The 26,996-nt window shown below is 35.2% G+C and carries 18 protein-coding genes; 12 read left to right on the top strand and 6 right to left on the bottom strand.

What is annotated here, in order from left to right; translation table 11 throughout:
• Window positions 1-464: 464 nt before the first annotated feature.
• The 4 genes from CLU81_RS03820 to CLU81_RS03805 all read right to left on the bottom strand — a co-directional run bounded on the left by CLU81_RS03820 (window position 465) and on the right by CLU81_RS03805 (window position 15,783).
• Complete coding sequence (locus CLU81_RS03820) at window positions 465-2,411, bottom strand: OmpA family protein (RefSeq protein ID WP_099712658.1); 1,947 nt, start codon at window positions 2,409-2,411, stop codon at window positions 465-467.
• Window positions 2,412-2,422: 11 nt separating this feature from the next.
• Complete coding sequence (locus CLU81_RS03815; RefSeq protein ID WP_099708614.1) at window positions 2,423-3,334, bottom strand: type IX secretion system membrane protein PorP/SprF; 912 nt, start codon at window positions 3,332-3,334, stop codon at window positions 2,423-2,425.
• Between the two features lie 165 nt (window positions 3,335-3,499).
• Window positions 3,500-15,181, bottom strand: coding sequence for a gliding motility-associated C-terminal domain-containing protein (locus tag CLU81_RS03810; protein WP_099708613.1), 11,682 nt, complete (start codon window positions 15,179-15,181; stop codon window positions 3,500-3,502).
• Window positions 15,182-15,231: 50 nt separating this feature from the next.
• Window positions 15,232-15,783 (bottom strand): hypothetical protein, encoded by a 552-nt coding sequence (locus CLU81_RS03805; RefSeq protein ID WP_099708612.1) that lies wholly within the window; start codon window positions 15,781-15,783, stop codon window positions 15,232-15,234.
• 497 nt (window positions 15,784-16,280) lie between these two features.
• On the opposite strand from CLU81_RS03805, the gene CLU81_RS03800 reads away from it, so the two are divergent.
• From CLU81_RS03800 to CLU81_RS03775, 6 genes are all read left to right on the top strand, one after another.
• Complete coding sequence (locus tag CLU81_RS03800) at window positions 16,281-16,766, top strand: histidine phosphatase family protein (protein ID WP_099708611.1); 486 nt, start codon at window positions 16,281-16,283, stop codon at window positions 16,764-16,766.
• Window positions 16,767-16,772: 6 nt separating this feature from the next.
• Window positions 16,773-18,854, top strand: a complete 2,082-nt coding sequence (ppk1, locus tag CLU81_RS03795) for a polyphosphate kinase 1 (RefSeq protein ID WP_199174547.1) — start codon at window positions 16,773-16,775, stop codon at window positions 18,852-18,854.
• Between the two features lie 30 nt (window positions 18,855-18,884).
• Window positions 18,885-19,775 (top strand): Ppx/GppA phosphatase family protein, encoded by an 891-nt coding sequence (locus CLU81_RS03790; protein ID WP_099708609.1) that lies wholly within the window; start codon window positions 18,885-18,887, stop codon window positions 19,773-19,775.
• 112 nt (window positions 19,776-19,887) lie between these two features.
• The gene (locus CLU81_RS03785; RefSeq protein WP_099708608.1) at window positions 19,888-20,469 is read left to right on the top strand and encodes a TMEM175 family protein; all 582 of its coding nucleotides are present in this window, start codon (window positions 19,888-19,890) and stop codon (window positions 20,467-20,469) included.
• 20 nt (window positions 20,470-20,489) lie between these two features.
• Window positions 20,490-21,050 (top strand): Crp/Fnr family transcriptional regulator, encoded by a 561-nt coding sequence (locus CLU81_RS03780; RefSeq protein ID WP_099708607.1) that lies wholly within the window; start codon window positions 20,490-20,492, stop codon window positions 21,048-21,050.
• Between the two features lie 58 nt (window positions 21,051-21,108).
• On the top strand, window positions 21,109-21,687 hold the full coding sequence (locus CLU81_RS03775) for an NAD(P)H-dependent oxidoreductase (RefSeq protein ID WP_099708606.1): 579 nt from the start codon (window positions 21,109-21,111) through the stop codon (window positions 21,685-21,687).
• A gap of 122 nt (window positions 21,688-21,809) precedes the next feature.
• Here CLU81_RS03775 and CLU81_RS03770 read toward each other — a convergent pair whose 3' ends face one another.
• Complete coding sequence (locus tag CLU81_RS03770; RefSeq protein ID WP_233209647.1) at window positions 21,810-22,211, bottom strand: hypothetical protein; 402 nt, start codon at window positions 22,209-22,211, stop codon at window positions 21,810-21,812.
• A gap of 251 nt (window positions 22,212-22,462) precedes the next feature.
• The gene (gene dnaX, locus CLU81_RS03765) at window positions 22,463-23,548 is read right to left on the bottom strand and encodes a DNA polymerase III subunit gamma/tau (protein ID WP_089350285.1); all 1,086 of its coding nucleotides are present in this window, start codon (window positions 23,546-23,548) and stop codon (window positions 22,463-22,465) included.
• Between the two features lie 445 nt (window positions 23,549-23,993).
• Here dnaX and CLU81_RS03760 point away from each other — a divergent pair, with 445 nt between their 5' ends.
• From CLU81_RS03760 to CLU81_RS03735, 6 genes are all read left to right on the top strand, one after another.
• Entirely contained in the window at window positions 23,994-24,392 is a 399-nt protein-coding gene (locus CLU81_RS03760) for an NIPSNAP family protein (RefSeq protein ID WP_099708605.1), read from the top strand.
• Window positions 24,393-24,624: 232 nt separating this feature from the next.
• On the top strand, window positions 24,625-24,915 hold the full coding sequence (locus CLU81_RS03755; protein ID WP_144444466.1) for a hypothetical protein: 291 nt from the start codon (window positions 24,625-24,627) through the stop codon (window positions 24,913-24,915).
• Between the two features lie 2 nt (window positions 24,916-24,917).
• Window positions 24,918-25,403 (top strand): cupin domain-containing protein, encoded by a 486-nt coding sequence (locus CLU81_RS03750; protein ID WP_099708603.1) that lies wholly within the window; start codon window positions 24,918-24,920, stop codon window positions 25,401-25,403.
• A gap of 14 nt (window positions 25,404-25,417) precedes the next feature.
• Complete coding sequence (locus tag CLU81_RS03745) at window positions 25,418-25,606, top strand: type II toxin-antitoxin system ParD family antitoxin (protein ID WP_099708602.1); 189 nt, start codon at window positions 25,418-25,420, stop codon at window positions 25,604-25,606.
• Window positions 25,607-25,803: 197 nt separating this feature from the next.
• On the top strand, window positions 25,804-26,283 hold the full coding sequence (locus CLU81_RS03740) for a BON domain-containing protein (protein WP_099708601.1): 480 nt from the start codon (window positions 25,804-25,806) through the stop codon (window positions 26,281-26,283).
• An 8-nt stretch (window positions 26,284-26,291) separates the two neighbouring features.
• Complete coding sequence (locus CLU81_RS03735; RefSeq protein WP_099708600.1) at window positions 26,292-26,663, top strand: LysM peptidoglycan-binding domain-containing protein; 372 nt, start codon at window positions 26,292-26,294, stop codon at window positions 26,661-26,663.
• Window positions 26,664-26,996: the final 333 nt, after the last annotated feature.

Here is a 26,996-nt window from a genome sequence, read left to right as displayed (position 1 = left end):
TGTAATTCGTAGAATTGCAACGACTTTTTTTATGCAAAAAAAAGGATCAATACAGAAACCTGTAGAGCTATAAAAATTAAGGGATGAATTTAACCGCAAAGCACGCAAAGATTTTTTGTCGAGAATTACGCATATTAAACGCAAAGTTCGCAAAGCTTTATCAATATAGCTTTGCGAACTTTGTATTTTTATAAAACCTTGCAAATATAAAACCTTTGCGTGCTTTGCGGTAAAATACGCAAGACAAGATTAACGGTAAAGCTTTGCGAACTCTGTATTTTTATAAAATCCCATATGTATTAAAAAACTTTGCTCCCGATAGCTATCGGGATTGCGGTTAAAATAATTAGTCAATACAAAATATTTTAAATTTCTCCACAGGTTTTTGTGTTGATCCAAAAAAAAAGCTGCCTTAAAAAAAAGACAGCTTTGGCAAAAGTGTAATAATCTTAACTAAACTTCAACTATAGTGCAGTGATTATGAATTCACTACGTCTGTTTTCCTGATGTTCGGCTTCTGTACAAGGAACATCGTCGGCGCATTTGTTTACAAGCTGGGTTTCGCCATAACCTTTTCCAGTTAATCTGTTTGGCGCTACACCATTTTTAACAAGCCATTGTATTGTCGATTTTGCTCTTCGATCAGATAAGGCTTCATTATATTTGAATGATGCACGACTGTCTGTGTGTGAGCGAATATCTAATTTCATTGTTGGATTGTCATTTAATACAACCAATATTTTTTCTAAGTCTAATGCGGCTTCTGTTCGAATATTTGATTTGTCTAAGTCAAAATAAATCATTTTTATTTTGAAGCATTTTCCTAAATCATCTCCAACAGTTACTTTGCAAGTTTCGGGATCTAAAGCAATTGGAAGATTTGTTTTTCCGGTTAGTTTTCCAATTGTTATGTTAACTTCTTTGGTAGAAAATTCAACTTTTTCGGCTCTTACATTATAGCTTTTTCCACATTCGACGGCAAAAGTATAATTTCCGTTTTCATCAGCAGTAACTGTTTTCTTTGGTGTGGTTGATCCCATATCATATAACGTGACTGTTGCTCCTGGTAAAATTGCTCCGGTTTCAGAGTTTGTAATGGTTCCGTTTAACTCCTGAATACATCTTAGTCTTTTTGTTTCCAGGAATTTATAGATATCATCAGAACCCATTCCGCCATCTTTATTAGAACTAAAATAACCTAGTCGTGTTACCGGATCTATGATGTAGGCAAAATCATCTTTAGGAGAATTAATGTCGGCTCCAAGGTTTTCAATTCCTGTAATAGTGCCATCTTCTTCAATTTGTCCCACAAATACGTCAAGACCACCAAGTCCGGGATGTCCGTCAGATGCAAAATAAATTTCCTTTTCATTGGTAACAAACGGAAAAGTTTCTTTTCCTTCGGTATTAATAGGTTTTCCTAAATTTTCTGGCGTTCCGTAGCCTCCACTTGGATCTATACTTGCTTTATATATATCAGATTGTCCTACTGTTCCTGGCATATCTGATGCAAAATAAAGTGTTTTTTCGTCTGGGCTAAGTGCAGGATGTGCCGTACTATAATTGTCGCTATCAAATGGCAGTTCTGTGATATTTCCCCATTTGCCATCATTCTCCAGCGTTGCTTTGTATATTTTTACTAAAGTAATTTTATTTTCATCTTTTCCTTTTTTACCATTTACATAGTTATTTCTTGTAAAATAGACTGTTTTGCCATCTTTTGTAAAAACAGGTGTTGCTTCGTGAAATTTAGTATTTATGGCACTTTTGAATTTATGTACTTTAGAAGCACTATTATTCGTGGCATCAATATCTGCGTTATATAAATTGGTAAAGTATTCTCCTGTCCATTTATGTTTGCGTTGCGAAAAATTACCGGTATCTCTTGCTGAAGCAAAATACAGTTTGTTGTTGTAAACAGTAGTACCATAATCAGAATATTTGCTGTTTACGCCAGCATCTTCAATTTTATAACGTCCTGAATTTGCTTTGATTTGGTCCAGATAATTTACATCTTCTTTATAAAGTCTACCTCTGTTATCGCCTTTGTATTTGATATTAAATTCGTCAAGAATTTTGTTTGCTTTATCAAGTTGTCCGGTTGATTTTAGAGATTGTGCATATCTGTAATAATATTCCGGTTCAACATTGGTATTCATTGCAAATAATTCTCCATACCATTTTGCTGCGCCGTCAAACTCAGAGTTGAAGTAATAGGAATTACCAAGCTTTTTGAACATTTCCTCAGATTTATATCCTTTTGAGGCTACTTTTTCGTACGTCTTTATCGCATCAACATAAGCATAGTTATTGTACTTTTTATCACCAGAGTTTACTTTCGCTTGCTGAGAATAACTTTTAAATGAAAAAGCACTTATGATTGTTAAGCAAAGGAGTATATAATTTTTCATAATAATCATTTTTAAAAGAAACGAGGAGTTGTGATTTTACCGTTGTTTTTGAAGATTTCATAGCGCAGGAAGATTTCATGCGAACCTGAATTGTAGTTCTTTAAATTGGTAGTTTCGTTGTCATATCCATATCCAACATATAGACCATCTGTAATTTGAAATCCTACCATAGCACTTAGGGCAGCACTCCATCTATAGGCTACTCCAACAGTAAATTTCTCAAAGAACATAAAGTTTGCTGATACATCTACTTGAAGAGGAGCACCTTCGACCATTTTTGTTAGCACGGCGGGTTTAAATTTTAAATCATAAGAGAGATCAAAAACATACCCAGCCATTAAATAATAGTTTATTTTATCTTTATAAATTGCTACATCATTATCATCATAACGATTGGTTTCTATAAAATTAGGAACTGATAATCCAATGTATGCTTTGTCAGAGTGCCAGTAAACTCCGGCTCCAATATTAGGAGAAAAATCGGTAGTGAAGTTTTGAAATTGTGGATCTCCAGCAGTCTCAGGATTTAATTTATCAATATCAATATTAAAAATATCAGCTGTAGCTTTAATACCAAATGAGAGTTTCCAGTCCTCAGAAGTATGTATTGTATAGGATATATCTGCAGAGATTTGGTTTTCGTTTGTTGGACCAATTTTGTCATTTACCAGCGAAAGCCCGATTCCTATATTGCTATTATTGATTGGAGTATTTACGGAAACAGTATTAGTTTTCGGAGCTCCATCAAGTCCTACCCATTGATCGCGGTGCAAAGCAAAAATACTTAAAGCGCCACGAGAACCTGCATAAGCAGGATTTATATTTATTGTGTTGTACATATACTGCGTATATTGTGCATCTTGCTGCGCATATCCTGCAATTGTAACAAACATAATGACGAAGAAAAATAATTTTGTTCTCATAGTAGATATTTATTATTTTAATTATTACTATTGATTTTTTTGTATCAGGGAAATCAAAAAATTCAATGCATTCGCTTATTCAGGGAATAAGGATTTATTTTTATTAATTATCGGATAATGCTCTATAATAGAATGTCTGTTATAGAGCATTTCTTCTGCTATGTTCTATTTAGACAGATATAAGTATCCATCTAGTTTATGATTTTGAACTACATTATTTCCGTCAAGAGATTTGTAGGTAACGATGTAGAAATAAGTTCCTGTTGGTAATCCGTCTGATTGTTTTACAGTCGTTCTACCTCTTGAGGTTCCGTCAAAATTGTTGGTTGTGTTATTGTAATTACTAGTTTCAAATACTAATATTCCCCAACGATTATAGATTTCTACAGTGTTTTCAGGATAACATGTTGTCTCATCGATATTATCAATTACGAAAACATCATTTTTTCCATCTCCATTAGGCGAGAAGGCATTGTGTATTACAATATTTTCGCACGCTAATACTACACAATCAGCATTTACTTCCATGTTAAGAAGTACACTTCTTGGACAATTTTCATCGGCTATTTTATATTCAAATTTATAATTGCCAATTGCGAGTCCAAATGCGTTAAGTACATTTCCTTGCAGTGCATTGCTGCCATCAGTATCAATCCAGGTTCCGGTTTGTGGTGTGTTTTCTGGCAATAAGGCATGTAAATCAATAGGAGTTCTATCGTCATTACAAGCTTTGCTGGCAATATTTGTTACACCATTTGGAGAAACTGTGATCGTAATTGTTGCTGTATCACAATTCTCAGCGCTTAGTTTATCACAAATTCTATAAGAATAAGTATAAGTACCAGCCGGAGTTAAACTTGAAACTGTTACATTTCCGGATGCGTCAACAGTTATATTTGGATCATTTCCGGTTTGGTCTAATAAGGTAAAGTTTACCAACTCTAATGTCGCCGGAATATTTCCTTTTAAGTCATTGGCTAAAACGTTTCCAACTAATCCAAAAGTGTTACAACCCACAGTATAAGTATCGTCTACAGCATCAACCGGAGTTGGTGGCGCTGGGTCAAGAACTGTAACGGTTACGATTGCGGTATCACAATTTCCGTTATCAGCATTTTCACAAATTTGATACGTTAAAGTATAAGTTCCTCCAAGAGTACCCACTTTTACATCTACAGAACCATCAGGGTTTAGTGTTAATGCTCCGGTAGGATCTGGTGTTACTAATGTAAGCGTAACATCTGCAGGATTTACTGGATCACCGTTTAAGGTATCGTTAGTATAAACATTCAATACGTTTGTTCCTCCAATTGCTGCTGGCAAGGGACCTGCACTATCATCATTTGCTACAATTGCAAACGTTGGTCTTGCAGTACAGAAAGGATCTGCTGGCGGATAATCTACAGTAATTGTTTGGCTTGGATTAACAGATAATGTCACGTTAGCTTTTGGACGAAGACCTTCAAATCCGTCAGGCGCTTGTATCCATTTATTATTTTGGAATACCCATCCTGGCCAGTCAATACCATGTCCGGCTTGATCAACTATAGCACCAGGCCATAATACACGTCCGTTTAGTGGTAAGTCCGTCATTGTAGTTACTACATTGTTAGCAGCATCTGCCCAGGCAATTGTTACACCATTTACCGGAGTAAAGTTTCCTGGAGTTACTACGTAATCAAGGTACGGAACGTCGTTTACACAAATTGCTGTTGCTGTAACTGTCATCGTTGGTGCTTCAATAGTTATTGTAACTGTTGCAGTATCGCAGTTTGAAGTTTGATCAGCTTCACAAATTTGGTATACCATTGTCAAAGTTCCTGCTGGAGCATTTGGCAAAATATCTATAGAGCCGTCAGGATTCAATTGTAAAAACTCATTTGGTGTTACTGTAGTTATAATAACATCAGAAGCCGTTACAACTACACCTTCGATAGTATCATTTGGTAATACATTCAGAACATTTGGCTGAGTATGATTCACTCCAGGGAATGGTCCTGCGCTATCATCATTGGCTACAATATCGCGGTATTCTTTACAGTTTACACCAAAGTCAGCATCTAAGTGAACTAAGTCTTCGGCAGTTACTGTAACAATATATCCGGCAGTGCTTGTAGTTTGACAAACGGTGTGCATTGCTATTTTGGCTGGTTTAGAAGTTTTGTTTTTGTTTGTTCCACCAGATGGAATAACTTTTACTAAACCTGTAACTCCTAAAGCCGTTGCAACAGCGTCTAAGTTTGCATCTCTTACCAATTTTATATTATAATCTCCGTAAGGGTTTGGAGTTCCAGGTCTGTCTCTCCAGAATCCTGCAATACCTACAATTACTTCTTTATGATATCCGTTAGGACCATCGATAATAACGTTTGGACTTGCTGCATTTCCAAAACCACCGGCATTTAATTCACCTACATTTTGAGGACCTGCATAACTTCCATCTCCATTAAGATCGATCCATTCCCATAGACTAAAGTCTATAGCGCCATTTGCATCTGGAACATTTTTAGTTACAACGCCATCATTATTTGCATCGTACCATTCGTCCTGAACGCCATTTCCATTAGTATCATACCAAACATAATCTCCTAATACCGGAAGGTTTGATTTTCCATATTCAAAATTATGTTCCTGGAATTTACAATCTTCAAGAGTAGTAAAGAACAAGCTTGAATCTACAGGATATAATTGGTATGCACTATTTAAATTCGCATCCTGAACCTGAACTAAGTAACTTCCGGCAGGCATTCCTGTAAAGGTATAACGACCATCTGCTCCGGTGATACGCAATAGGATAGGACCTGTTGTAGTACCTTGTGGAATCAATGTAACCGGTACATTTGCAATTGGAGTATTAGTGTCTACATTAATAATTTGTCCGGATATTTTAATCGTGTAATTAGGCTCAGTTATCACAACTGTAGTTGTAGCTGTACACGTTTGATTTTCAGTATTTACTGCAGATGTTGCAGTTAGCGTATAAGTTCCTGCTGGTAAATTTGTATTACCAACAATTTCGTTATTTGCATTTCTGATAATTACAGTTGAACCAGGACTATTAGTAACTGTAATCGAACCGTCATGTGCTCCAAGACAAGTAACATTTGAAACTGTAGCGTTTATAGAAACTTTGTTGTCGACAGTAAAAGTTCGAACAAGTTCTGTTTTATTACCCGCACAATCTGTCAAAGTATATGTTCTTGTTAAGATATAAGCATTTCCATCACATCCGCTGGCTTCATTATGAGAGTCGCTAACAGTAATGTTTATGGTAGGACTGCAATTATCAGCAGCATCAGTTATATCTCCAGGACTTCCGGCAGGAATATCTGCAATACTTTGTAAGTTCGCAACATTTGAAGGAGCAGTTCCTGTAGGAGGAGTTGTGTCTCTTACTGTAATAATTTGAGTGTAAGAAGCAATGTTTCCGCCACAATCGCTAGTGGTCCATTTACGAGTCAAAGTATAATTTGTTGGACATTCGTTTACAATACCACTTTTAACTTCGCTGAAAACGATTGGTAAATTACCATTACAATTATCAGAAGCTTCAACGTTTGCCGCAGCAGGTACAGCATCACAAGAAACTGTAATATCACCAGGAAGTTCTCCAGCAAATATTGGCGCTGTAGTATCTTGAATCGTAATCACTTGCGTGAAAGTATCCGAAGTATTTCCACAATCGTCTTTTACAGTCCAGGTATTGGTGTAAGTTCCCGCATTTGAACAAGTTTCTGAAGCTACAAACTGACCGGAAACTTTTACGATATTCGAAACATCAGTATCACAAGCGTCTGTCGCAGTTGGGAATAAAGCTTGCGCAGATGATAAAGCTTCAGCATTACTACATTCGATAGTTTTATTTAGTGAAGCAACTTCAGTAGACCAAGTTGGCGCTGTAGTATCTTGAATCGTAATTACTTGTGTGAAAGTATCAGAAGTATTTCCACAATCGTCTTTTACAGTCCAGGTATTAGTATAAGTTCCTGAATTTGCACAACCTTCGTTAGCTACAAACTGACCAGATACTTTTACGATATTCGTAACATCAGTATCACAAGCGTCAGTTGCAGTTGGGAATAAAACTTGCGCAGACGCTAAAGCTTCAGCATTACTACATTCGATAGTTTTATTTAGCGAAGCAACTTCAGTAGACCAAGTTGGCTCTGTAGTATCTTGAATAGTAATCACTTGCGTGAAAGTATCCGAAGTATTTCCACAATCGTCTTTTACAGTCCAGGTATTAGTATAAGTTCCTGAGTTTGCACAACCTTCGTTAGCTACAAACTGACCAGATACTTTTACGATATTCGAAACATCAGTATCACAAGCGTCTGTCGCTGTAGGGAATAAAGCTTGCGCAGATGATAAAGCTTCAGCATTACTACATTCGATAGTTTTATTTAGTGAAGCAACTTCAGTAGACCAAGTTGGCGCTGTAGTATCTTGAATAGTAATTACTTGGGTGAAAGTATCAGAAGTATTTCCACAATCGTCTTTTACAGTCCACGTATTAGTGTAAGTTCCTGAGTTTGCACAACCTTCGTTAGCTACAAACTGACCAGATACTTTTACGATATTTGTAACATCAGTATCACAAGCGTCTGTTGCAACAGGAGATAGGGCTTGCGCCGATCTCAAAGCTTCAGCATCACTACACTCGATAGTTTTATTTAAAGAAGCAATTTCAGTTGACCAAGTTGGCGCTGTAATGTCTTGTACAATAATTGTTTGACTTACAGGAAGAGAAACATTTCCACAAGCATCTTTAGCTGTCCAGGTTCTTGTTTTTGTATAAGAACCAGCACAATTGCCAGGAGTTACAGTATCTTCATAAGTTAATGAAGCAATTGTACCATTGTCGTCTGTTGCAGTTGCCTGAGCAAATACAGGTTCTGCCGGACAATTAATAGTTGAGGTTTCCGGTAGCGGATCAATTATTGGTTTAACCGAATCACCATCAAGAATTTCAAATGAAACCGTATGTGTACAACCTTTAGAATCAGTAATTACTACACTATAACTTCCAGCTAAAAGATTTGTGGCTGTAGCCGAAGTTTGCACCGGATTTGTATTCCAAGAATAAGTGTAAGGACCAGTTCCTCCAGAAGCTACTACAGTTGCAGATCCACTTTCGGCTCCACCACAACTCGCGTTTACTTGAGATTTTGTAGCTGTAAGTGCAAGTTCAGGTTCTGTAATTGTTATTTGTTCCGTATCAGTACAACCTTTTTCGTCAGTTACAGTTACGATGTAAGTTCCTGCGATTAAGTTTGTAGCTGTAGCCGAAGTCTGAATTGGATTTGTATTCCAAGAGTAAGAATAAGTTCCAGTTCCTCCGGTTGCAGATGCTGTTGCAGAACCAGTTGCATCACCTTTACAATTTACATTAGTATCAGTTGAGATTGCTGCTGTAAGTGCAAGTTCAGGTTCAGTAATTGTTATTTGTTCCGTATCAGTACAACCTTTTTCGTCAGTTACAGTTACGATGTAAGTTCCTGCGATTAAGTTTGTAGCTGTAGCCGAAGTTTGAATTGGATTTGTATTCCAAGAATAAGAATAAGTTCCAGTTCCTCCGGTTGTAGACGCTGTTGCAGAACCAGTTGCATCACCTTTACAATTTACATTAGTGTCAGTTGTGATCGCTGCTGTAAGTGCAAGTTCAGGTTCTGTAATTGTTATTTGTTCAGTATCAGTACAACCTTTTTCGTCAGTCACAGTTACGATATAAGTTCCCGCAATTAAGTTTGTAGCTGTAGCCGAAGTTTGTACCGGATTTGTATTCCAAGAATAAGAATAAGTTCCAGTTCCTCCGGTTGCAGAAGCTGTTGCAGAACCAGTTGCGTCACCTTTACAATTTACATTAGTATCAGTTGTGATTGCTGCTGTTAATGCAAGTTCAGGTTCAGTAATTGTTATTTGTTCTGTGTCAGTACAACCTTTTTCGTCAGTCACAGTTACAATATAAGTTCCTGCGGTTAAGTTTGTAGCTGTAGCCGAAGTTTGAATTGGATTTGTATTCCAAGAATAAGAATAACTTCCTGTTCCTCCGGTTGCAGATGCTGTTGCAGAACCAGTTGCGTCACCTTTACAATTTACATTAGTATCGGTATTGATTGCTGCAGTTAATGCAAGTTCAGGTTCAGTAATTGTTATTTGTTCTGTGTCAGTACAACCTTTTTCGTCAGTCACAGTTACGATGTAAGTTCCTGCGATTAAGTTTGTAGCTGTAGCCGAAGTTTGAATTGGATTCGTATTCCAAGAATAAGAATAAGTTCCAGTTCCTCCGGTTGCAGAAGCTGTTGCAGAACCAGTTGCGTCACCTTTACAATTTACATTAGTATCAGTTGAGATTGCTGCTGTAAGTGAAAGTTCAGGTTCAGTAATTGTTATTTGTTCAGTATCAGTACATCCTTTTTCGTCAGTTACCGTTACGATGTAAGTTCCTGCGATTAAGTTTGTAGCTGTAGCCGAAGTTTGTACCGGATTTGTATTCCAAGAATAAGAATAACTTCCTGTTCCTCCGGTTGCAGAAGCTGTTGCAGAACCAGTTGCGTCACCTTTACAATTTACATTAGTATCAGTTGTGATTGCTGCTGTAAGTGCAAGTTCAGGTTCAGTAATTGTTATTTGTTCCGTATCAGTACAACCTTTTTCGTCAGTTACCGTTACGATGTAAGTTCCTGCAATCAAGTTTGTAGCTGTAGCTGTAGTTTGAATTGGATTTGTATTCCAAGAATAAGAATAACTTCCAGTTCCTCCGGTTGCAGATGCTGTTGCAGAACCAGTTGCATCACCTTTACAATTTACATTAGTATCAGTATTGATTGCTGCTGTAAGTGAAAGTTCAGGTTCGGTAATTGTTATTTGTTCCGTATCAGTACAGCCTTTTTCGTCAGTTACCGTTACAATGTAAGTTCCTGCGATTAAATTATTGGCTGTAGCCGAAGTTTGAATTGGATTCGTATTCCAAGAATAAGAATAAGTTCCAGTTCCTCCAGTTGCAGAAGCTGTTGCAGAACCAGTTGCATCACCTTTACAGTTTACATTAATATCAGTATTGATTGTCGCTGTTAATGCAAGTTGAGGTTCAGTAATTGTTATTTGTTCTGTATCAGTACAACCTTTTTCGTCAGTTACCGTTACAATGTAAGTTCCTGCAATTAAGTTCGTAGCTGTAGCTGTAGTTTGTACCGGATTTGTATTCCAAGAATAAGAATAAGTTCCGGTTCCTCCGGTTGCAGAAGCTGTTGCAGAACCAGTTGCATCACCTTTACAATTTACATTAGTATCAGTTGTGATTGCTGCTGTAAGTGCAAGTTCAGGTTCTGTAATTGTTATTTGTTCAGTATCAGTACAACCTTTTTCGTCAGTCACAGTTACAATGTAAGTTCCTGCGATTAAGTTTGTAGCTGTAGCAGAAGTTTGAATTGGATTAGTATTCCAAGAATAAGAATAAGTTCCGTTTCCTCCAGTTGCAGATGCTGTTGCAGAACCAGTTGCATCACCTTTACAGTTTACATCAGTTTTATTATTTATGGCTGCAGTTAAGGCCGCTTGTGGTTGTCCGATTGTAACATCGCAAGTTGTTTTGTATCCTAACTTGTCAGTAATAGTTACGGTATGTAAACCGGCAGTTAAAGCTGTTGCCTGAATTGTTGTTTCGTTGTTATCCCATAGATAAGTATAGTCTCCGTTTCCTCCAATAGCTGTAACGGTTGCAATACCATTATTATCACCGTAACATTTTGCAGGAGCATCTTGAACGACACTACAAGACAAAACATTTGGTTGCGAAATAGTAATTGTACAAGTTGTTGTACAACCTTTAGAATCTGTTACCGTTACAGAATGTAATCCGGCATTTAAAGCAATTGCTTTTTGTGTAGTCTCATTATTATCCCATAAGTAGGTATAATTACCATTTCCGCCAAGAGGAGAAACAGTTGCTTCACCATCGCTCAATCCATTTGAAGTTACTGCTTTGTTTTGTGTAATTGAACAAGACAAAGGATCAGAAGGTTGCCCAATAGTTACCGAATTTGATTGGCTAGAACAAGAATCTGTTACAGTCAAAGTATAAGTTCCGGTTGGAAGCCCATTAACAGAAGCTGTAGTTCCTACTACTGTATTTGAGCTGTTTACCCAAGAGTAAGACACAGTTCCTACGGTGTTTGTTACAGTTCCCGCAGTTACTGATCCAGTACTGTCACCATAACAAGAAGCATCTGTTTTAGAAGAAGCTGCTAAAGCTAAAGGAAGTGCTGGTTGCCCAATATTTACTGAATTGGATTGACTAGAACAAGAATCTGTTACAGTCAAAGTATAAGTTCCGGTTGGAAGCCCTGTTACAGAAGCTGTAGTTCCAACTATAGTATTTGAGCTGTTTACCCAAGAATAAGTTACAGTTCCTACGAAATTTGTTACCGCTCCTGCAGTTACACTTCCAGAACTTGCACCATAACAAGAAGCATCTGTTTTAGAAGAAGCCGCTAAAGCCAAAGGTAAAGCCGGTTGTCCAATAGTCACTGAATTAGATTGACTAGAACAAGAATCTGTTACAGTCAAAGTATATGTTCCGGTTGGAAGACCTGTTACAGAAGCTGTAGTTCCAACTATAGTATTAGAGCTGTTTACCCAAGAATAAGTTACAGTTCCTACGAAATTTGTTACTGTTCCTGCAGTTACTGATCCAGAACTTGCACCGTAGCAAGAAGCATCTGTTTTAGAAGAAGCTGCTAAAGCTAAAGGTAAAGCCGGTTGCCCAATAGTTACTGAATTAGATTGGCTAGAACAAGAATCTGTTACAGTCAATGTATAAGTTCCGGTTGGAAGTCCAGTCACAGAAGCTGTAGTTCCAACTACTATATTTGAGCTATTTTTCCAGGAATAAGTTACAGTTCCTACGAAATTTGTTACCGCTCCGGCAGTTACACTTCCAGAACTTGCACCGTAACAAGAAGCGTCTGTTTTAGAAGAAGCCGCTAATGCTAAAGGTAAAGCTGGTTGCCCAATAGTTACTGAATTAGATTGGCTAGAACAAGAATCGGTTACAGTCAAAGTATAAGTTCCAGTTGGAAGCCCAGTTACAGACGCTGTAGTTCCCACAACCACATTAGAGCTATTTTTCCAGGAATAAGTTACAGTTCCTACGAAATTTGTTACCGCTCCAGCAGTTACACTTCCAGAACTTGCACCGTAACAAGAAGCGTCTGTTTTAGAAGAAGCTGCTAATGCTAAAGGTAAAGCCGGTTGCCCAATAGTCACTGAATTTGATTGACTAGAACAAGAATCTGTTACAGTCAATGTATAAGTTCCAGTTGGAAGCCCAGTTACAGACGCTGTAGTTCCCACAACCACATTAGAGCTATTTTTCCAGGAATAAGTTACAGTTCCTACGAAATTTGTTACTGCTCCAGCGGTTACACTTCCGGTACTTGCACCATTACAAGAAGCGTCTGTTTTAGAAGAAGCCGCTAATGCTAAAGGTGAAGAAGGTTGTCCAACAGTAACCGAATTAGATTGACTAGAACAAGAATCTGTTACGGTCAATGTATAAGTTCCGGTTGGAAGTCCTGTTACAGAAGCTGTAGTTCCAACAACCACATTCGAACTATTTTTCCAGGAATAAGTTACAGTTCCTACGAAATTTGTTACCGCTCCAGCAGTTACACTTCCAGAACTTGCACCGTAGCAAGAAGCATCTGTTTTAGAAGAAGCCGCTAATGCTAAAGGTAAACTTGGTTGTCCAATAGTTACTGAATTAGATTGACTAGAACAAGAATCTGTTACAGTCAAAGTATAAGTTCCGGTAGGAAGTCCAGTTACAGAAGCTGTCGTTCCCACAACCACGTTAGAGCTGTTTTTCCAGGAATAAGTTACAGTTCCTATAGAATTTGTTACCGCTCCAGCAGTTACTGATCCAGAACTTGCGCCGTAACAAGAAGCATCTGTTTTAGAAGAAGCTGCTAATGTAAGAGGGAAAGCCGGTTGTCCAATGGTTACCGAATTAGATTTATTCGAACAGGAATCCGTTACTGTTAATGTATAAGTTCCGGCAGGAAGTCCAGTTACAGAAGCTGTAGTTCCCACAACCACATTAGAGCTGTTTTTCCAGGAATAAGTTACAGTTCCTACGAAATTTGTTACCGCTCCAGCAGTTACACTTCCGGTACTTGCACCATTACAAGAAGCATCTGTTTTAGAAGAAGCCGCTAATGCTAAAGGTGAAGCCGGTTGTCCGACAGTAACCGAATTAGATTGACTAGAACAAGAATCTGTTACCGTCAATGTATATGTTCCGGTTGGAAGTCCAGTTACAGAAGCTGTAGTTCCTACAACCACATTCGAACTATTTTTCCAGGAATAAGTTACAGTTCCTACGGAGTTTGTTACTACTCCTGCAGTTACACTTCCAGAACTTGCACCGTTACAAGTAGCATCTGTTTTAGAAGAAGCCGCAAGAGCTAAAGCTGCTGCAGGTTGTGTTATATTAATCGTTAATATAGCCGTTGCGCAGTTATTATTGTCAGTTGCGATCACTTTGTAAGTTCCAACAGTTAGAACAGATATGTCTTTTGTAGTTGCGAAATTTACATCGTTTTTAGTCCATTTATAAGTATATGGACCTTGACCGCCAGTTGGAGTATTAAGTGTAATAGCTCCATTATTACCTCCAAAACAAGTAACATTTGTTTGATTCGCTACCGTTACAATTGGGCAGGGAACATTTGTAGTTGGAGAAGTTATGTCTTGGAATGTTGTGACACAAAGCGCATTTTGGAAATCTAATCTCGATGTACTAACCATCTGATTACCGCATGTGTTTGGTTTTGGAGTTAATCGATATTTTAACGTGATAGTTTCAACATTCAAAAAGTCAATATTCCAGGCAATTTGTTGTCCGGTAACAGTAGTAGTTCCCTTAGTAGAAGTTACAGTTCCAATTATAAAATTAGGATCAACAGTTTCTTTTTCAAAAGGAGTTCCCACTATTTGTTTTGCAACCCATGATAATTGAGTGAAAATTTGAGAATAAATTCCAGTTAAATCAGCAGCATTTTCAGTAAAGAAAGAACCTCCTGACTGGATTTGATTTAGAGTATATTGTGCATCAGTTTGTTCGGTTCCGTTAATAGCGCCAAATAATCCAACAGTAAAAATTTGATTATTATAGGTAACTCCCGATACAACAACAGTTTTTCCAGCATTAGCAGCAGCAATAGCATCCTGTATACAAGTACCTTGTTGACCACTAGAGCAGCCAGTACCATGAGAAGCAGATGCATTAGCAACCCCATCAGTCAATAAAACCATACTTCTTGCGGTCGAACAATTATAAGTTGCTGTCGCTAAAACCTGATTGGCTTTAAGAATACCATCTTCGATATTGGTACCACCATTTGCAACAAGTCCGTTAATGATGGTTTTTAGTCCGGCTTTACCGGCAGAACCAGTAAACCCTTGTCTTATTAAACCACTATTACTAAAAGTTACGATTGCCACTTTATTATTCCCGGTTGGGTTATTCGCAGCAAGAAACATTTTGTCAATAAAATCATTGGCAGCATCCTGAGCATAAGATAATGGCTTCGGATTATTTCCGTCGCCCATACTTCCGGATACGTCAATAACTAAAACAACTTCTAAAGGTCTGGCAACAGGGTTTGAACCTTGAATTTTTAATTCCACATCTAATGCTCCACAGACTCCAGGTGCTACAGTAACAGTTTTTGTTGGTGTAATTGTTTGTGCAAAACCTATCGTAGAAGAAATTAAAAAAAGTAACAAATAGAATGTTTTGTTAACTTGTTTCATAAAATGGATAAAGTGTAATGTTTTTTTCATTTTATATGAATTTAAATTGAAAAACAACTAAATATTTCGAAACGAACTATTTAATTTTCAGAAGGATTGTTTACGATTGTATGAACAATAGTGCTCGCTGTGTAATTACTACAATTTGTAGATGTCGCATTTATTTGGGTACAATTCCATTTGTTGTATGCAGTTCCTCGAGGGACCGTTAAATGAATTGAGAAAGTAGCTGTTTGATGAGATGAAACAGTGATCGAAGTGATCGGTACAGAACTATTGTCCAGAAAACTGCCAATTAAGTTAACATTTTGAGAAGTACTCGTCTGATCATTGTTTACGCAATTACCATTTATATTCAAAGCGCTCAGATTATAAACATCAGTAGAATTTCCCTCATTGGTTATCACCAGCGTAAAATAAGCGCCATCATCACCAGCGTTGCTGTAGTTTCGGTTTTTCTCGACACCCAGAGTTGCGTTACACGAACCAGATTGGGCAAACGAAAGAGTTGTTAGTAAACAAAACAGTATAGAAAAAATGTTTTTTTGAAAGATATTTTTTTTGAACGAAAAAATAAACTTACAATTGGTTACAAATTTTACTGCCTTTTCAAGAGTAGATTTAGTTCTCATAACTTAAGATTTAGTTTTGTTGTATTTGCGAAAAATTAACAGAATCAAAGTTATATAGTCTGTTTAATTTTGATTTTTTTTGTCTGTAACTAACCTAAAAACTCGTTGAAATGTTCTTTTTTTGTTAAATTATACCTCCAAAAAGTAATTTTTGTGTCATTTTTTTGAAAAAAAATTAGTGGCTTTTTTTCAATTTTTCATGAAAAAGTGGTTTTTTGAAATGTTTTAAAACGCTAATAATCAATTATTTAGTTAATTTTTTGGTAATATGCATAATATCGACGAAGTGTTTGTTTTAACAGATGAAGTACACTTTTTGTTAAAATTTGTAAGTAGAAATTTTGGATTGTTAAAATTTTGAGAATTTCATATTCTTGTTAAAATTTGTATATAATGTTAACAGATATAAAAAAAGGAGGAGTATTAGAATTTCTTTTGTAAATTAGAACTTAAATAAAGATTTACCTCTTTAATGGAGATCTCTAAACCTTCGGCTTATGAAAAATTTAATTTTAATACGGCACGCAAAATCCAGCTGGGAAGCTCCTTTAAAAGATTTTGACAGACCTTTAATGAAAAAAGGTATTTTAGATGCACATGATGTATCAGCAAATATTTCAAAATTTCTGCCAAAGACATATATTATATGGAGTAGTACTGCCGCTCGTGCCACGGAAACAGCTCTTATTTTTGCTCAAAATATTTCATACCCTATTGAAAGTATCGTTTATAAAGACGACCTTTATACCTTTGATGAGAGACAACTCGAGAAAGTTATCAAATCATGTGATAATAGTTTCGATAGCGTTATTCTTTTTGGACATAACGAGGCTATTACAAATTTTGTTAATAAATTTGGGGATGTTTTTATCGAAAATGTTCCTACGTCCGGTTTCGTATCATTACGATTTGATTCAGAAAGTTGGGACACTATTAATAAAGGCAAAACCCATAAAACCATTTTCCCCAAAGATTTAAAATAAATACCAGTGTACGAACAGAAATATATCGATAGAGAAAAAAGTTGGTTAGCGTTTAATGCAAGAGTTCTTCAGGAAGCTGCAGATAATACAGTTCCGCTTTTAGACAGGTTGCGTTTTGTTGGAATTTTTTCCAATAATTTAGATGAATTTTTTAGAGTTCGTTATGCTGCAATTCGACGGTTGAGTCTCTCCGGAATTTCTGGCGAAAAATATTTAGGCGGAGTTTCTGCCCATCAATTAATTAAAGATATTACCGAAATTGTAATTCAGCAACAATCAGAAAGTTTACGAATTTTAGGAAATATTGAAACAGAACTTGAAGCCGAAAATATCTTTGTTATAAACGAAGATCAGATTACAACATATCAGGAAAACTACCTAAAAGACTTTTTTGTTCAAAAATTAAGTCCCGAATTAGTAACCATTATCTTGAATGATTTAGCTGAATTTCCTGTTCTTAAAGATACATTAGGTTATTTGGCAGTTCGTCTGGAAATGAATTTGAATGATGAAATTCGATACGCCATTATCGAAATTCCTAAAACAATAAACAGGTTTGTTGTCCTGCCATCAAACGATGAAAAACAATATGTTATCCTTATAGACGATGTAATACGTTATAATCTGGGGAATATTTTCAATATTTTCGATTATAAAAGTGTTTCCGCACACATGATCAAAATCACGCGAGATGCGCAGTTAGATATTGATAGTGATTTGAGTAAAAGTATGTTGGAGAAAATTGCAACATCCGTAAAAGATAGAAGAATAGGAGAACCCGTTCGTTTTATTTACGACAATTTAATAGAAGAAGATACGCTACATTTTTTCCTTGATAAAATGAAAATTGTAGAAACAGATAGTATAATTCCTGGCGGAAGATATCACAATCGTCGTGATTATATGAGTTTTCCAAATTTAGGAAGATACGATTTACTTTATAAACCAAATGAACCATTACCAATTCCGGGGTTAAGTTTGGGCGGAAGTATTTTAGAAAAAATAAATAAAAAAGATTATTTATTACACGCTCCATATCAGTCATTTTCATATTTGACAAAGTTTTTGCGTGAAGCCGCTTTAGATCCAAAAGTTACAAGTATAAAAATCACTTTATATCGTTTGGCAAAAAATTCGCAAATCATTAGTTCTTTGATTAATGCAGCTAAAAATGGTAAAAAAGTAACCGTACAAATCGAACTTCAGGCGCGTTTTGATGAAGCTACAAATATCTCGTATGCAGAGCAAATGCAAACCGAAGGAATCGATCTTATCTTTGGAATAAAAGGCTTAAAAGTACACAGTAAAATATGTGTAATCGAAAGAGTTGAAGAAGGAAAAACACGTCGTTACGGATTTATATCGACAGGAAATTTTAACGAATCAACAGCTAAGATTTATACAGATGTTACGCTTTTTACCTGTCATCAGGGAATTTTGAAAGACATTTCTAAAATATTCGAATTTTTCGATATCAACTATAGAGTACACAGATACAAGCATTTAATAGTATCGCCACATTATACAAGAACAAAATTTGTTAAATTAATAGACCGTGAAATTCTGCACGCATTAGCAGGTAGAAAAACGCATATTAAATTAAAAATGAATAGTTTATCAGATTTTAAAATGATCGATAAATTATACGAAGCCAGTAATGCCGGAGTAAAAATCCAGCTTCAGGTAAGAGGGATTTGTTCTTTAATACCTGGAATCCCGGGAATGAGCGAAAACATTGAAGCCATAAGTATCGTAGATAACTATCTGGAACATTCAAGAGTGTACATTTTTGGAAATGCCGGTTTAACCGAAGTTTACATTTCTTCAGCCGATTTCATGACCAGAAATCTAGACGGAAGAGTTGAGGTAACATGCCCGATTTATGACCTTGAAATTAAAAAAGAATTAATAGATAATTTCAATATAGCATGGAAAGGGAATGTAAAAGTGAGATATCATTCCTATAAATTAGATAATAAGTATAAGCCACGTAATCATCATGCCCCATTTAGAGCGCAGCTTGAAACCTACAAGTATTATCAGAATAAAATTGATGTAATCGCAGAGGTAGTGCAGCGAACAAATTAAAATAATAAAATTTCAAATCATAAAGTGAGCATGATTAATATAAGGAAATATGCAGCAATAGATATTGGTTCAAATGCCATGAGGTTACTAATATCGAATGTTGTAGAGCAAGATGGCAAAGAACCACAATTTAATAAAAGTTCGCTTGTTCGTGTGCCAATTCGTTTGGGACAAGATGCCTTCACAGTAGGGGAAATTTCAGAAGAAAATATAGATCGAATGGTTGATGCAATGAAAGCATTCAATCTTTTGATGAAAGTACATAAAGTTGAGCGTTATATGGCATTTGCAACTTCGGCAATGCGTGAAGCTTATAATGCCAAAGAAGTTGTCGCTTTGATTAAGAAAAAAGCCGACATTAAAATTGAAATTATAGATGGTAAAAAAGAAGCAGCAATTATCGCTTCAACAGATTTACATCATTTATTAAAAACTGACGAAACCTATCTATTTGTAGATGTTGGTGGTGGAAGCACTGAATTTACATTGTTCTCTGATGGAAAAATGATCAATTCAAGATCTTTCAAAGCCGGAACAGTTCGTTTATTAAATAATATGGTTCACGATTCAGTTTGGGATGAAATCGAAAAATGGATTAAAACCAATACAGCTGATTATGAAGAAGTAACCTTGATTGGTTCCGGAGGAAACATTAATAAATTGTTTAAAATGTCCGGAAAACAACAAGAAAAACCGCTTTCATACATTTATATTAATTCGCAATATGCATTCCTGAATTCGTTAACGTACGAACAAAGAATTGCCGAATTAGGTTTAAATTCAGATCGTGCCGACGTAATTATTCACGCGACCAGAATTTATCTGAATGCGATGAAATGGAGTGGAGCACGTCAAATTTTTGTTCCTAAAATTGGTCTTTCTGACGGAATCGTAAAAGCAATGTATTACGGTAAAATTTAAAAAAAAATAATGCCACAGATTAAAAGATTTTTACAGATTAAAATAAAAAAGAAATCTATTCAAATCTTTTAATCTGTGGCAAAAAAAATATATAACCAGCATAATTTAATAAATGAATAAAACTAGACTTGAAGCCTTTAGTGATGGTGTTTTGGCTATTATAATCACCATAATGATTTTAGAAATAAAAGTGCCTCATGGAATTGAGTTTGCAGATCTAAAACCACTAATTCCTAAGTTTCTAAGTTATGTTTTAAGTTTTATTTACGTTGGAATTTACTGGAACAATCACCATTATTTACTTCATGGTCTTACCAAAATCAACGGAAAAATTCTTTGGGCAAATCTACATTTACTTTTTTGGCTTTCTCTGATTCCTGTCGCAACCGGTTGGATGGGAGAACATAATTTCGAAAAAGCACCTTTAGCGCTTTATGGAATTATTTTATTGGGATGTGCAGTGGCTTATATTATTCTGCAGAAAATGGTTTTGGAGGCAGAAGGGAAAGATTCACTTATAAGAAAAGCTATTGGTGAAGATTTAAAAGGTAAAATCTCTACAGGTCTTAATATTGTTGGAATCGTTTCTTCATTTTATAATGTGTGGATTTCAGGTGCTTGTTATGTTGTCGTAGCTTTAATATGGCTTGTGCCGGATAAAAGAATCGAAAGGGTTTTTGCATCAAAAGATTAATTTATTCTGAATTTTTTCAAATGAAAACCGTTTTTCAATCGATTCAGATTTTACCTCAGAAAGAATTAGAGCAATTAGAAGATTTAATTACTTTTCGTACGCTTAAAAAAGGAGAACTTCTGTTGAAAGAAAATCAGGTTTGTAATGAAATCTATTTTATTAAAAAAGGGATTTTGAGATCTTATTTTTTCAATCATCAAGGAGACGAAATCACGAATTGTTTTGCCTTCGAAAATGAATTTATGGCTTCCTTCTCCAGTTTTATAACTCAAAATGTTGCCGAAGAAAATATTCAGGCTTTAGCCGAAACAGAATTACAGGTTTTAAGTCGTGAAAGTTTAGAAAAGCTTTATAACTTAGGAATTCATTGGCAGGAAATTGGACGTAAATTGACTGAAATGGAATATGTAACGCTTCAGAAACGAATGATTTCTTTTCAGAAATTATCAGGAACACAACGTTACGAAGAGCTTTATCAGAATCACCAAAAATATCTTCAGTTGATTCCGCTTCAATATTTAGCATCTTATTTAGGCGTTACGCCAAGGCATTTAAGCCGAATTAGAAAAGCGGTTTTATAGGACATTTGTCCAGTAATAATTTTCATTGCAATAGTATTTTTGCTAAAAAAGAAATCATATGAAAAAAATACTGATCATTAATGGTCATCCAAATCCATCAAGTTTTAATTTTGGAATTGCCGAATCTTACTTAAAAGGCGCAATTGCTTCCGGATCAGAAGTAGACACAATAACAATTGCCGATTTAAAATTTAATCCCAATTTGCAGTTTGGCTATCAAAAGCGAACAGAATTAGAGCCTGATTTAGTGGAATCCTGGCAAAAGATTAAAAAAGCAGATCATTTAGTTTGGATTCACCCAATCTGGTGGGGCGGACTTCCGGCAATAACAAAAGGATTTATCGACCGATTATTTTTACCTGGAATGGCGTTTGAGCACCGAGAAAACTCTGTTTGGTGGGATAAATTACTCAAAGGAAAAACAGCTCATATTATCACAACATTAGATCAGCCAAGTTGGTATTATAAAATGATTTATGGAAATCCAAGTGTCAATCAATTAAAGAAAACTACTTTAGAATTCTGTGGCGTAAAACCCGTAAAAGTAAGCTACATCGGAATCATAAAAACTTCTGATGATTTTCAAAAAGAAAAATGGTTACAGAAAGTCTATGATTTCGGACTTCGAAATAAGTAAAAAGTTTGCCGCGAATTTCACGAATTCTCACTAATTCTTAATGCGCAATAAACAACGCAAATTCGTTAAAATTCGTTAAAATTCGTGAAATTCGCGGCAAAGAATATTCTTGAAAAAAAATCTTAAGAAGTTAAATCCAATCCAAATGTAGAACGTAAAAGATCAAGATTTGGATTGATTTCCATTAAACGATTGTATCGATCCTGATCATTCAAACTTCGTTTAATTTCGATAGTCTCATTTACATTAACTTCAATCGTAATATCATGATTGTGTAAATGTCCTTTTAAATGCCCTAAAAGACCATGAATTTGTGACTCAAAATCTAATTTAGAACCTTCATTTGGTAATTCAAAAGTAATGACTGTTCCGTTTAAAGTTGGATCGTTAATTAATAATAACGATTCCATGATTTTGTGGCCTTTATCTCCTAAACGTTGTGCATATTTATTCCATTGTACCAACATTTCAGTCTCCGTAAATTCTTCTGTAGGCATTACAGAAGTTGGTTTTACGTAAGTCATACTAGCTGCTTCCAACTCTTTTTTCTTTCGAATACTAGATAATGAAAAAGCCGAAATTTTTGGTTCGTTGCTAGTTTCCGGTTTTGGAGCAACAGGAGTTTCTTGTTTTGGCGGAGCTTGAGTTTCTGTTGGGCTTACTGCATTTTCAACTTTTGAAGTTGGATTTACAGTTTCAGCACTTTCAACTTTTGACTTTGGACTTTGGACTTCAATTATAGAGTAGCTTCCGTTTTTATAATAAGTAGGCGGAATTATGAATTGCTCAACTTTTTTTTTTCTCCATCAAAATTGATAGAGGCCAATTGCATCAAACATAATTCGACCAAAAGGCGTTGGTTTTGACTTAATTTATACTTTAAATCACAGTCATTTGCAATGTCAATTCCTTTTAGTAAAAAATCCTGAGAACATTTCTGAGCCTGAACACCGTACATTTGTTGTGCTTGTTCTCCAACTTCAAGTAAAGCAATAGTAGCAGGAGTTTTGCTCACTAATAAATCTCTGAAATGCGAAGCTAAACCAGCAATAAAATGATGTCCGTCAAAACCTTTTGCAAGAATATCATTGTAAGCCAATAAAAGATCCGGAATTTTATTCTCTAAAAGTAAATCTGTAATACTGATATAAGTTTCGTAATCTAAAACGTTTAGGTTTTCGGTTACAGCCTGACGCGTTAAATTAGTTCCGCAATACGAAACAACGCGGTCAAAAATAGATAAAGCGTCACGCATTGCACCATCAGCTTTTTGAGCAATAATGTGCAAAGCATCGTCTTCAAAATTGATTCCCTGACTTGTCGCAACTTCTGCCAAATGTTCTTTAGCGTCTTTTACAGTAATTCTTTTGAAATCAAATATCTGACAACGAGATAAAATCGTTGGAATAATCTTGTGTTTCTCTGTTGTTGCTAAAATAAAAATAGCATGTTTTGGCGGCTCTTCTAATGTTTTAAGGAAAGCATTAAAAGCGGCCGAAGACAACATATGAACCTCGTCAATGATATAAACTTTGTATTGTCCGGTTTGTGGCGGGATTCGAACCTGATCAATCAGATTACGAATATCATCAACCGAGTTGTTTGAAGCAGCATCTAACTCAAAAACGTTAAAAGCAAAATCTTCATTAGGATCATCATATCCAGGCTGGTTTATTTTACGAGCCAGAATACGCGCGCAAGTTGTTTTTCCAACTCCACGAGGTCCTGTGAATAATAGGGCAGAAGCAAGGTGATTGCTGTCAATAGCATTCAACAAAGTGTTGGTAATGGCTTTCTGACCTACAACATCCTTAAAGGTCTGTGGGCGATATTTACGAGCCGATACTACAAATTGTTCCATATTCTGTTTTATTCGATAGCAAATATAGGCTGAAAATTACCAAATCACAAATCTGAAATTGATAAATATTTAAGGGAATTTTGAGGGTTTTGAATGTGAGGAAGTAAGCGATTTAAATTAACATTTTTAAATTTTGGAATGGGCAAATTGAACACTGATAAAACGGATTCGCTAAAGCGAAAACGCGGATTTATGCGGATTTTTTCTGTATGCTTATTTTCTTAATGAAGGTGAAGAGTCGCCATCATAGTCGGCAATCAAAGTCCTTGCGAGGAACGAAGCAATCTCACTAAGCACGAAAACGAATTGTTGTTGTAAGATTTAATTCTAATAAATGTTATTTAAAATTTATACTTTTGATTACGTGCAAAAACTTTATTATCAATATTGTAATTTTTAAAAAGACTATTTTTTCAAGACTTTAATCCTATATAAATTATCAAATATGAAACTGTTTTTATTGACTTTACTATTAATCGCAACTTCGGTTGTAAAAGCGCAAAGTGTAACACAGACAAGTCCTGTTTATCAATTGCGTATTTATGAAATTTTCGAAAAGAATAAAGATATTTTTCATGAGCGATTTCGAGATCATGCAATGCGTATTATGAAGAAGTATAATTTTAAAATCATGTCGATTTACGAATCAAAGTCAGATAAGAAAACTGAGTTTGTTTATTTTTTAGAATGGCCGGATCAAAATACAATGAAAAAAGCTTGGGACGGTTTTAAAGCCGATAAAGAATGGATAGAAATTAAAAAACAATACACCGAAAAATATGGCGATGTAATTGGAAATGTTGAAGATCGGGTTTTGACAAAGGTTGATTATTCGCCGAATTGATTGAAATAATTTGAAAACTAAAATGTTAGATAACATGAATAGTTTTGTAAAGAAATAAAATTAAATATGAAAAAAATATTGATTACAAGTGCAATTCTTATTGGGATTTTCGCGCTTTTTTTAGGATTAATCATGTTCTATTTTTTGAATATATTTAGTTTTAATTTTTAAAGGAATAAGTATAAGTAGGAAAAATATCCTGCGCATGAACGTAATCAAATTAAAATCTATAATGAAGATACATTCAATTCAGCATTTTGAAAATATGCAAATGATGTGCAGATATTTCGAAGAAAAATCAAAATATGATGATTTGTATGTGATAGAATATGAAACTTCAAAAGTTATAAATAGTATAATTGAAAATGAGGAAGATAATAGTGTTGGAATTGAAAAAATATTAGATTTTTTGTCAATTGTAGAAAATAGCAATCATGCTGGTGGTTCTCATTGGCATGATTATGAAATTCATGTTTTGGCAACATTAAATCTTAATAGATTATCGGGTAATAAAACAATTTAAAAATGAAAACTCCAAACACAATAATAACTGTCGACGAATCCGAAGGTCAGAAATTAAATATAGCCGGAGGAAATTACCGAATTATAATTTCGGGAAAACAAACTAACGGAGAATATGCCGTAATCGAAATGTCGGTTCCTGTTGGAGCCGGGCCAAATCCGCATGCACATCCTGATTTTGCGGAGACTTTTTTTGTTTTGGAAGGTGAAGTTTCATTCAAATCTGAATTAGGAAGTTATGTGGCGAAGAAAAACTCTTTTATCAATATTCCGAAAGGCGGAATTGTTCATGGTTTTAAAAACTTAAGCGATAAACCTGCTAAACTTTTATGTACGGTGACTCCGGCTGGATTAGATGATTTGTTTGAAGAAATGTCAAACTATATGGAAACGGCTTCATCTAGCAATGATCTTGAGAAAAAGGATAAAATAAATGCCATTTTTAAAAAGTATGGACAAACACTTTATCCTGAGAATTTTTTGGATTAATTTGAAAAGTAACTATGAAAAAAAATACTGTAATAAATAATCGTTTTGAAAATTTTACCAAGCAAAAACTTTCGGAAGAAGAAAACCAAGTACTCTTTTTGAAGAATGCAATTCAAGAGGGAATTAATAGTGGACAATTTGAGAATTTTGATTCATTGAAACATCTCGATAGTTTAAAAAGAGAAAAAAAACTAATTATTTGATATAGAGTAAAATCTGTTTTTTTTTAATGATAGAGATTTTAGTAAATAATGCAGAAGTCCTGAATATTAAAATTCAGGACTTTTTTTATGCATTAATTTTAAGAAATTAATAAGTTTTAAAATTGTAAGATTATTATGTAATATTTAATTGATTTATTCGTTAACTTAGGTGATTAATTAATTTAAAAGATATCATTATGAAAGTTAAATCAATTTTATTAGGACTGTGCCTTGCTTTTTCATTAGTAGCTTGTGGCCCTAAAGATGCAGATATTCAAAAAGAAATTGCTGCAAAAATAAGTGCTTTGCCAGGTGTTGACGTGACTGTAAAAGATGGAGTTGCAACAATCTCGGGTATTTGTAAAGATGAAGCTCTTAAGCAAAATGCGGAGAGCATTGTTAAAGGTATAAAAGGTGTAAAATCTGTAGTGAATAATTGTGAGATTGCGGCTCCGGAACCTGTAGCAGCGCCAGCTCCTGTTGAAATAAACCCAGATGCGGTTTTAACTACTTCGGTAAATGAGGTTGTAAAAACATATAGCGGTGTAAGTGCTGCGATTAAGGATGGTGTAGTAACTCTTACAGGAACTATCAAAAAAGAGCAATTGCCAAACTTGATTAAAAGTGTACAGGAATTGAAACCTAAAAAAGTTGAAAATAAGTTAACTATTAAATAAAAGGAGCTATGAGTTTATTGGATAAATACAAAGAGTTAACAGATTTAGCGACCAATTTAGGTATCGCTAATTTGCAAGTAAGAGAGCAGGATAATGTGCTATATATTGACGGAACAGCAAAATCGGCTGCGGATAAAGATAAGGTTTGGGATGCTTACGGAAAGATTGATCCTGAATTTAGATCAGCAGATGTAGTGTTGAATATTGCAGTTGCCGAAGGAACAACAACGGAATATACTGTTGTAAGTGGTGATTCGCTATCGAAAATAGGAAGAGCACACGGCGTTTCTTGGGAAGCAATTTTTGAAGCGAATAGAGATCTTATTAAAAACCCTGACTTGATTCAAGCGGGTTGGAAAATAAAAATACCAACAGCATAATTTATTTTATGTACTGTTTTTAAAAGTCTGTCATTTTATGATGGACTTTTTTTTGTGGTTTATTGGATTGAGATGGTACGCGGATGAAACGGATTCGCTATCGCGAAAACACGGATTGATGCGGATTTTATGTCATTGCGAGGAACGAAGCAATCTCACTTGCTGAATCACGTTGTTTTTATAGGCGTAATTACTTCGTTTCTCGCAATAACTTTTGATTGTTTAAAAACATAAATTTTCTTATGAAACCTAAAGTCCTAGCCCTGATAGGAGCGGCATCCTTTTTCTTGTTTCTTTAACAAGGAAAAGATACAGCGTATAGCAGGAAATAGC

The sequence above is a fragment of the Flavobacterium sp. 9 genome, from assembly GCF_002754195.1.
GTDB lineage: Bacteria > Bacteroidota > Bacteroidia > Flavobacteriales > Flavobacteriaceae > Flavobacterium.
This window is presented reverse-complemented; position numbering and strand designations above follow the sequence as displayed.

What these genes read in the sequence shown, in the direction of transcription:
- CLU81_RS03820 (WP_099712658.1), bottom strand. Translation starts at nt 2,411, where the DNA reads ATGAAAAATTATATACTCCTTTGCTTAACAATCATAAGTGCTTTTTCA.
- CLU81_RS03815 (WP_099708614.1), bottom strand. Translation starts at nt 3,334, where the DNA reads ATGAGAACAAAATTATTTTTCTTCGTCATTATGTTTGTTACAATTGCA.
- CLU81_RS03810 (WP_099708613.1), bottom strand. Translation starts at nt 15,181, where the DNA reads ATGAAAAAAACATTACACTTTATCCATTTTATGAAACAAGTTAACAAA.
- CLU81_RS03805 (WP_099708612.1), bottom strand. Translation starts at nt 15,783, where the DNA reads ATGAGAACTAAATCTACTCTTGAAAAGGCAGTAAAATTTGTAACCAAT.
- CLU81_RS03800 (WP_099708611.1), top strand. Translation starts at nt 16,281, where the DNA reads ATGAAAAATTTAATTTTAATACGGCACGCAAAATCCAGCTGGGAAGCT.
- CLU81_RS03790 (WP_099708609.1), top strand. Translation starts at nt 18,885, where the DNA reads ATGATTAATATAAGGAAATATGCAGCAATAGATATTGGTTCAAATGCC.
- CLU81_RS03785 (WP_099708608.1), top strand. Translation starts at nt 19,888, where the DNA reads ATGAATAAAACTAGACTTGAAGCCTTTAGTGATGGTGTTTTGGCTATT.
- CLU81_RS03780 (WP_099708607.1), top strand. Translation starts at nt 20,490, where the DNA reads ATGAAAACCGTTTTTCAATCGATTCAGATTTTACCTCAGAAAGAATTA.
- CLU81_RS03775 (WP_099708606.1), top strand. Translation starts at nt 21,109, where the DNA reads ATGAAAAAAATACTGATCATTAATGGTCATCCAAATCCATCAAGTTTT.
- CLU81_RS03770 (WP_233209647.1), bottom strand. Translation starts at nt 22,211, where the DNA reads ATGACTTACGTAAAACCAACTTCTGTAATGCCTACAGAAGAATTTACG.
- dnaX (WP_089350285.1), bottom strand. Translation starts at nt 23,548, where the DNA reads ATGGAACAATTTGTAGTATCGGCTCGTAAATATCGCCCACAGACCTTT.
- CLU81_RS03760 (WP_099708605.1), top strand. Translation starts at nt 23,994, where the DNA reads ATGAAACTGTTTTTATTGACTTTACTATTAATCGCAACTTCGGTTGTA.
- CLU81_RS03755 (WP_144444466.1), top strand. Translation starts at nt 24,625, where the DNA reads ATGAAGATACATTCAATTCAGCATTTTGAAAATATGCAAATGATGTGC.
- CLU81_RS03750 (WP_099708603.1), top strand. Translation starts at nt 24,918, where the DNA reads ATGAAAACTCCAAACACAATAATAACTGTCGACGAATCCGAAGGTCAG.
- CLU81_RS03745 (WP_099708602.1), top strand. Translation starts at nt 25,418, where the DNA reads ATGAAAAAAAATACTGTAATAAATAATCGTTTTGAAAATTTTACCAAG.
- CLU81_RS03740 (WP_099708601.1), top strand. Translation starts at nt 25,804, where the DNA reads ATGAAAGTTAAATCAATTTTATTAGGACTGTGCCTTGCTTTTTCATTA.
- CLU81_RS03735 (WP_099708600.1), top strand. Translation starts at nt 26,292, where the DNA reads ATGAGTTTATTGGATAAATACAAAGAGTTAACAGATTTAGCGACCAAT.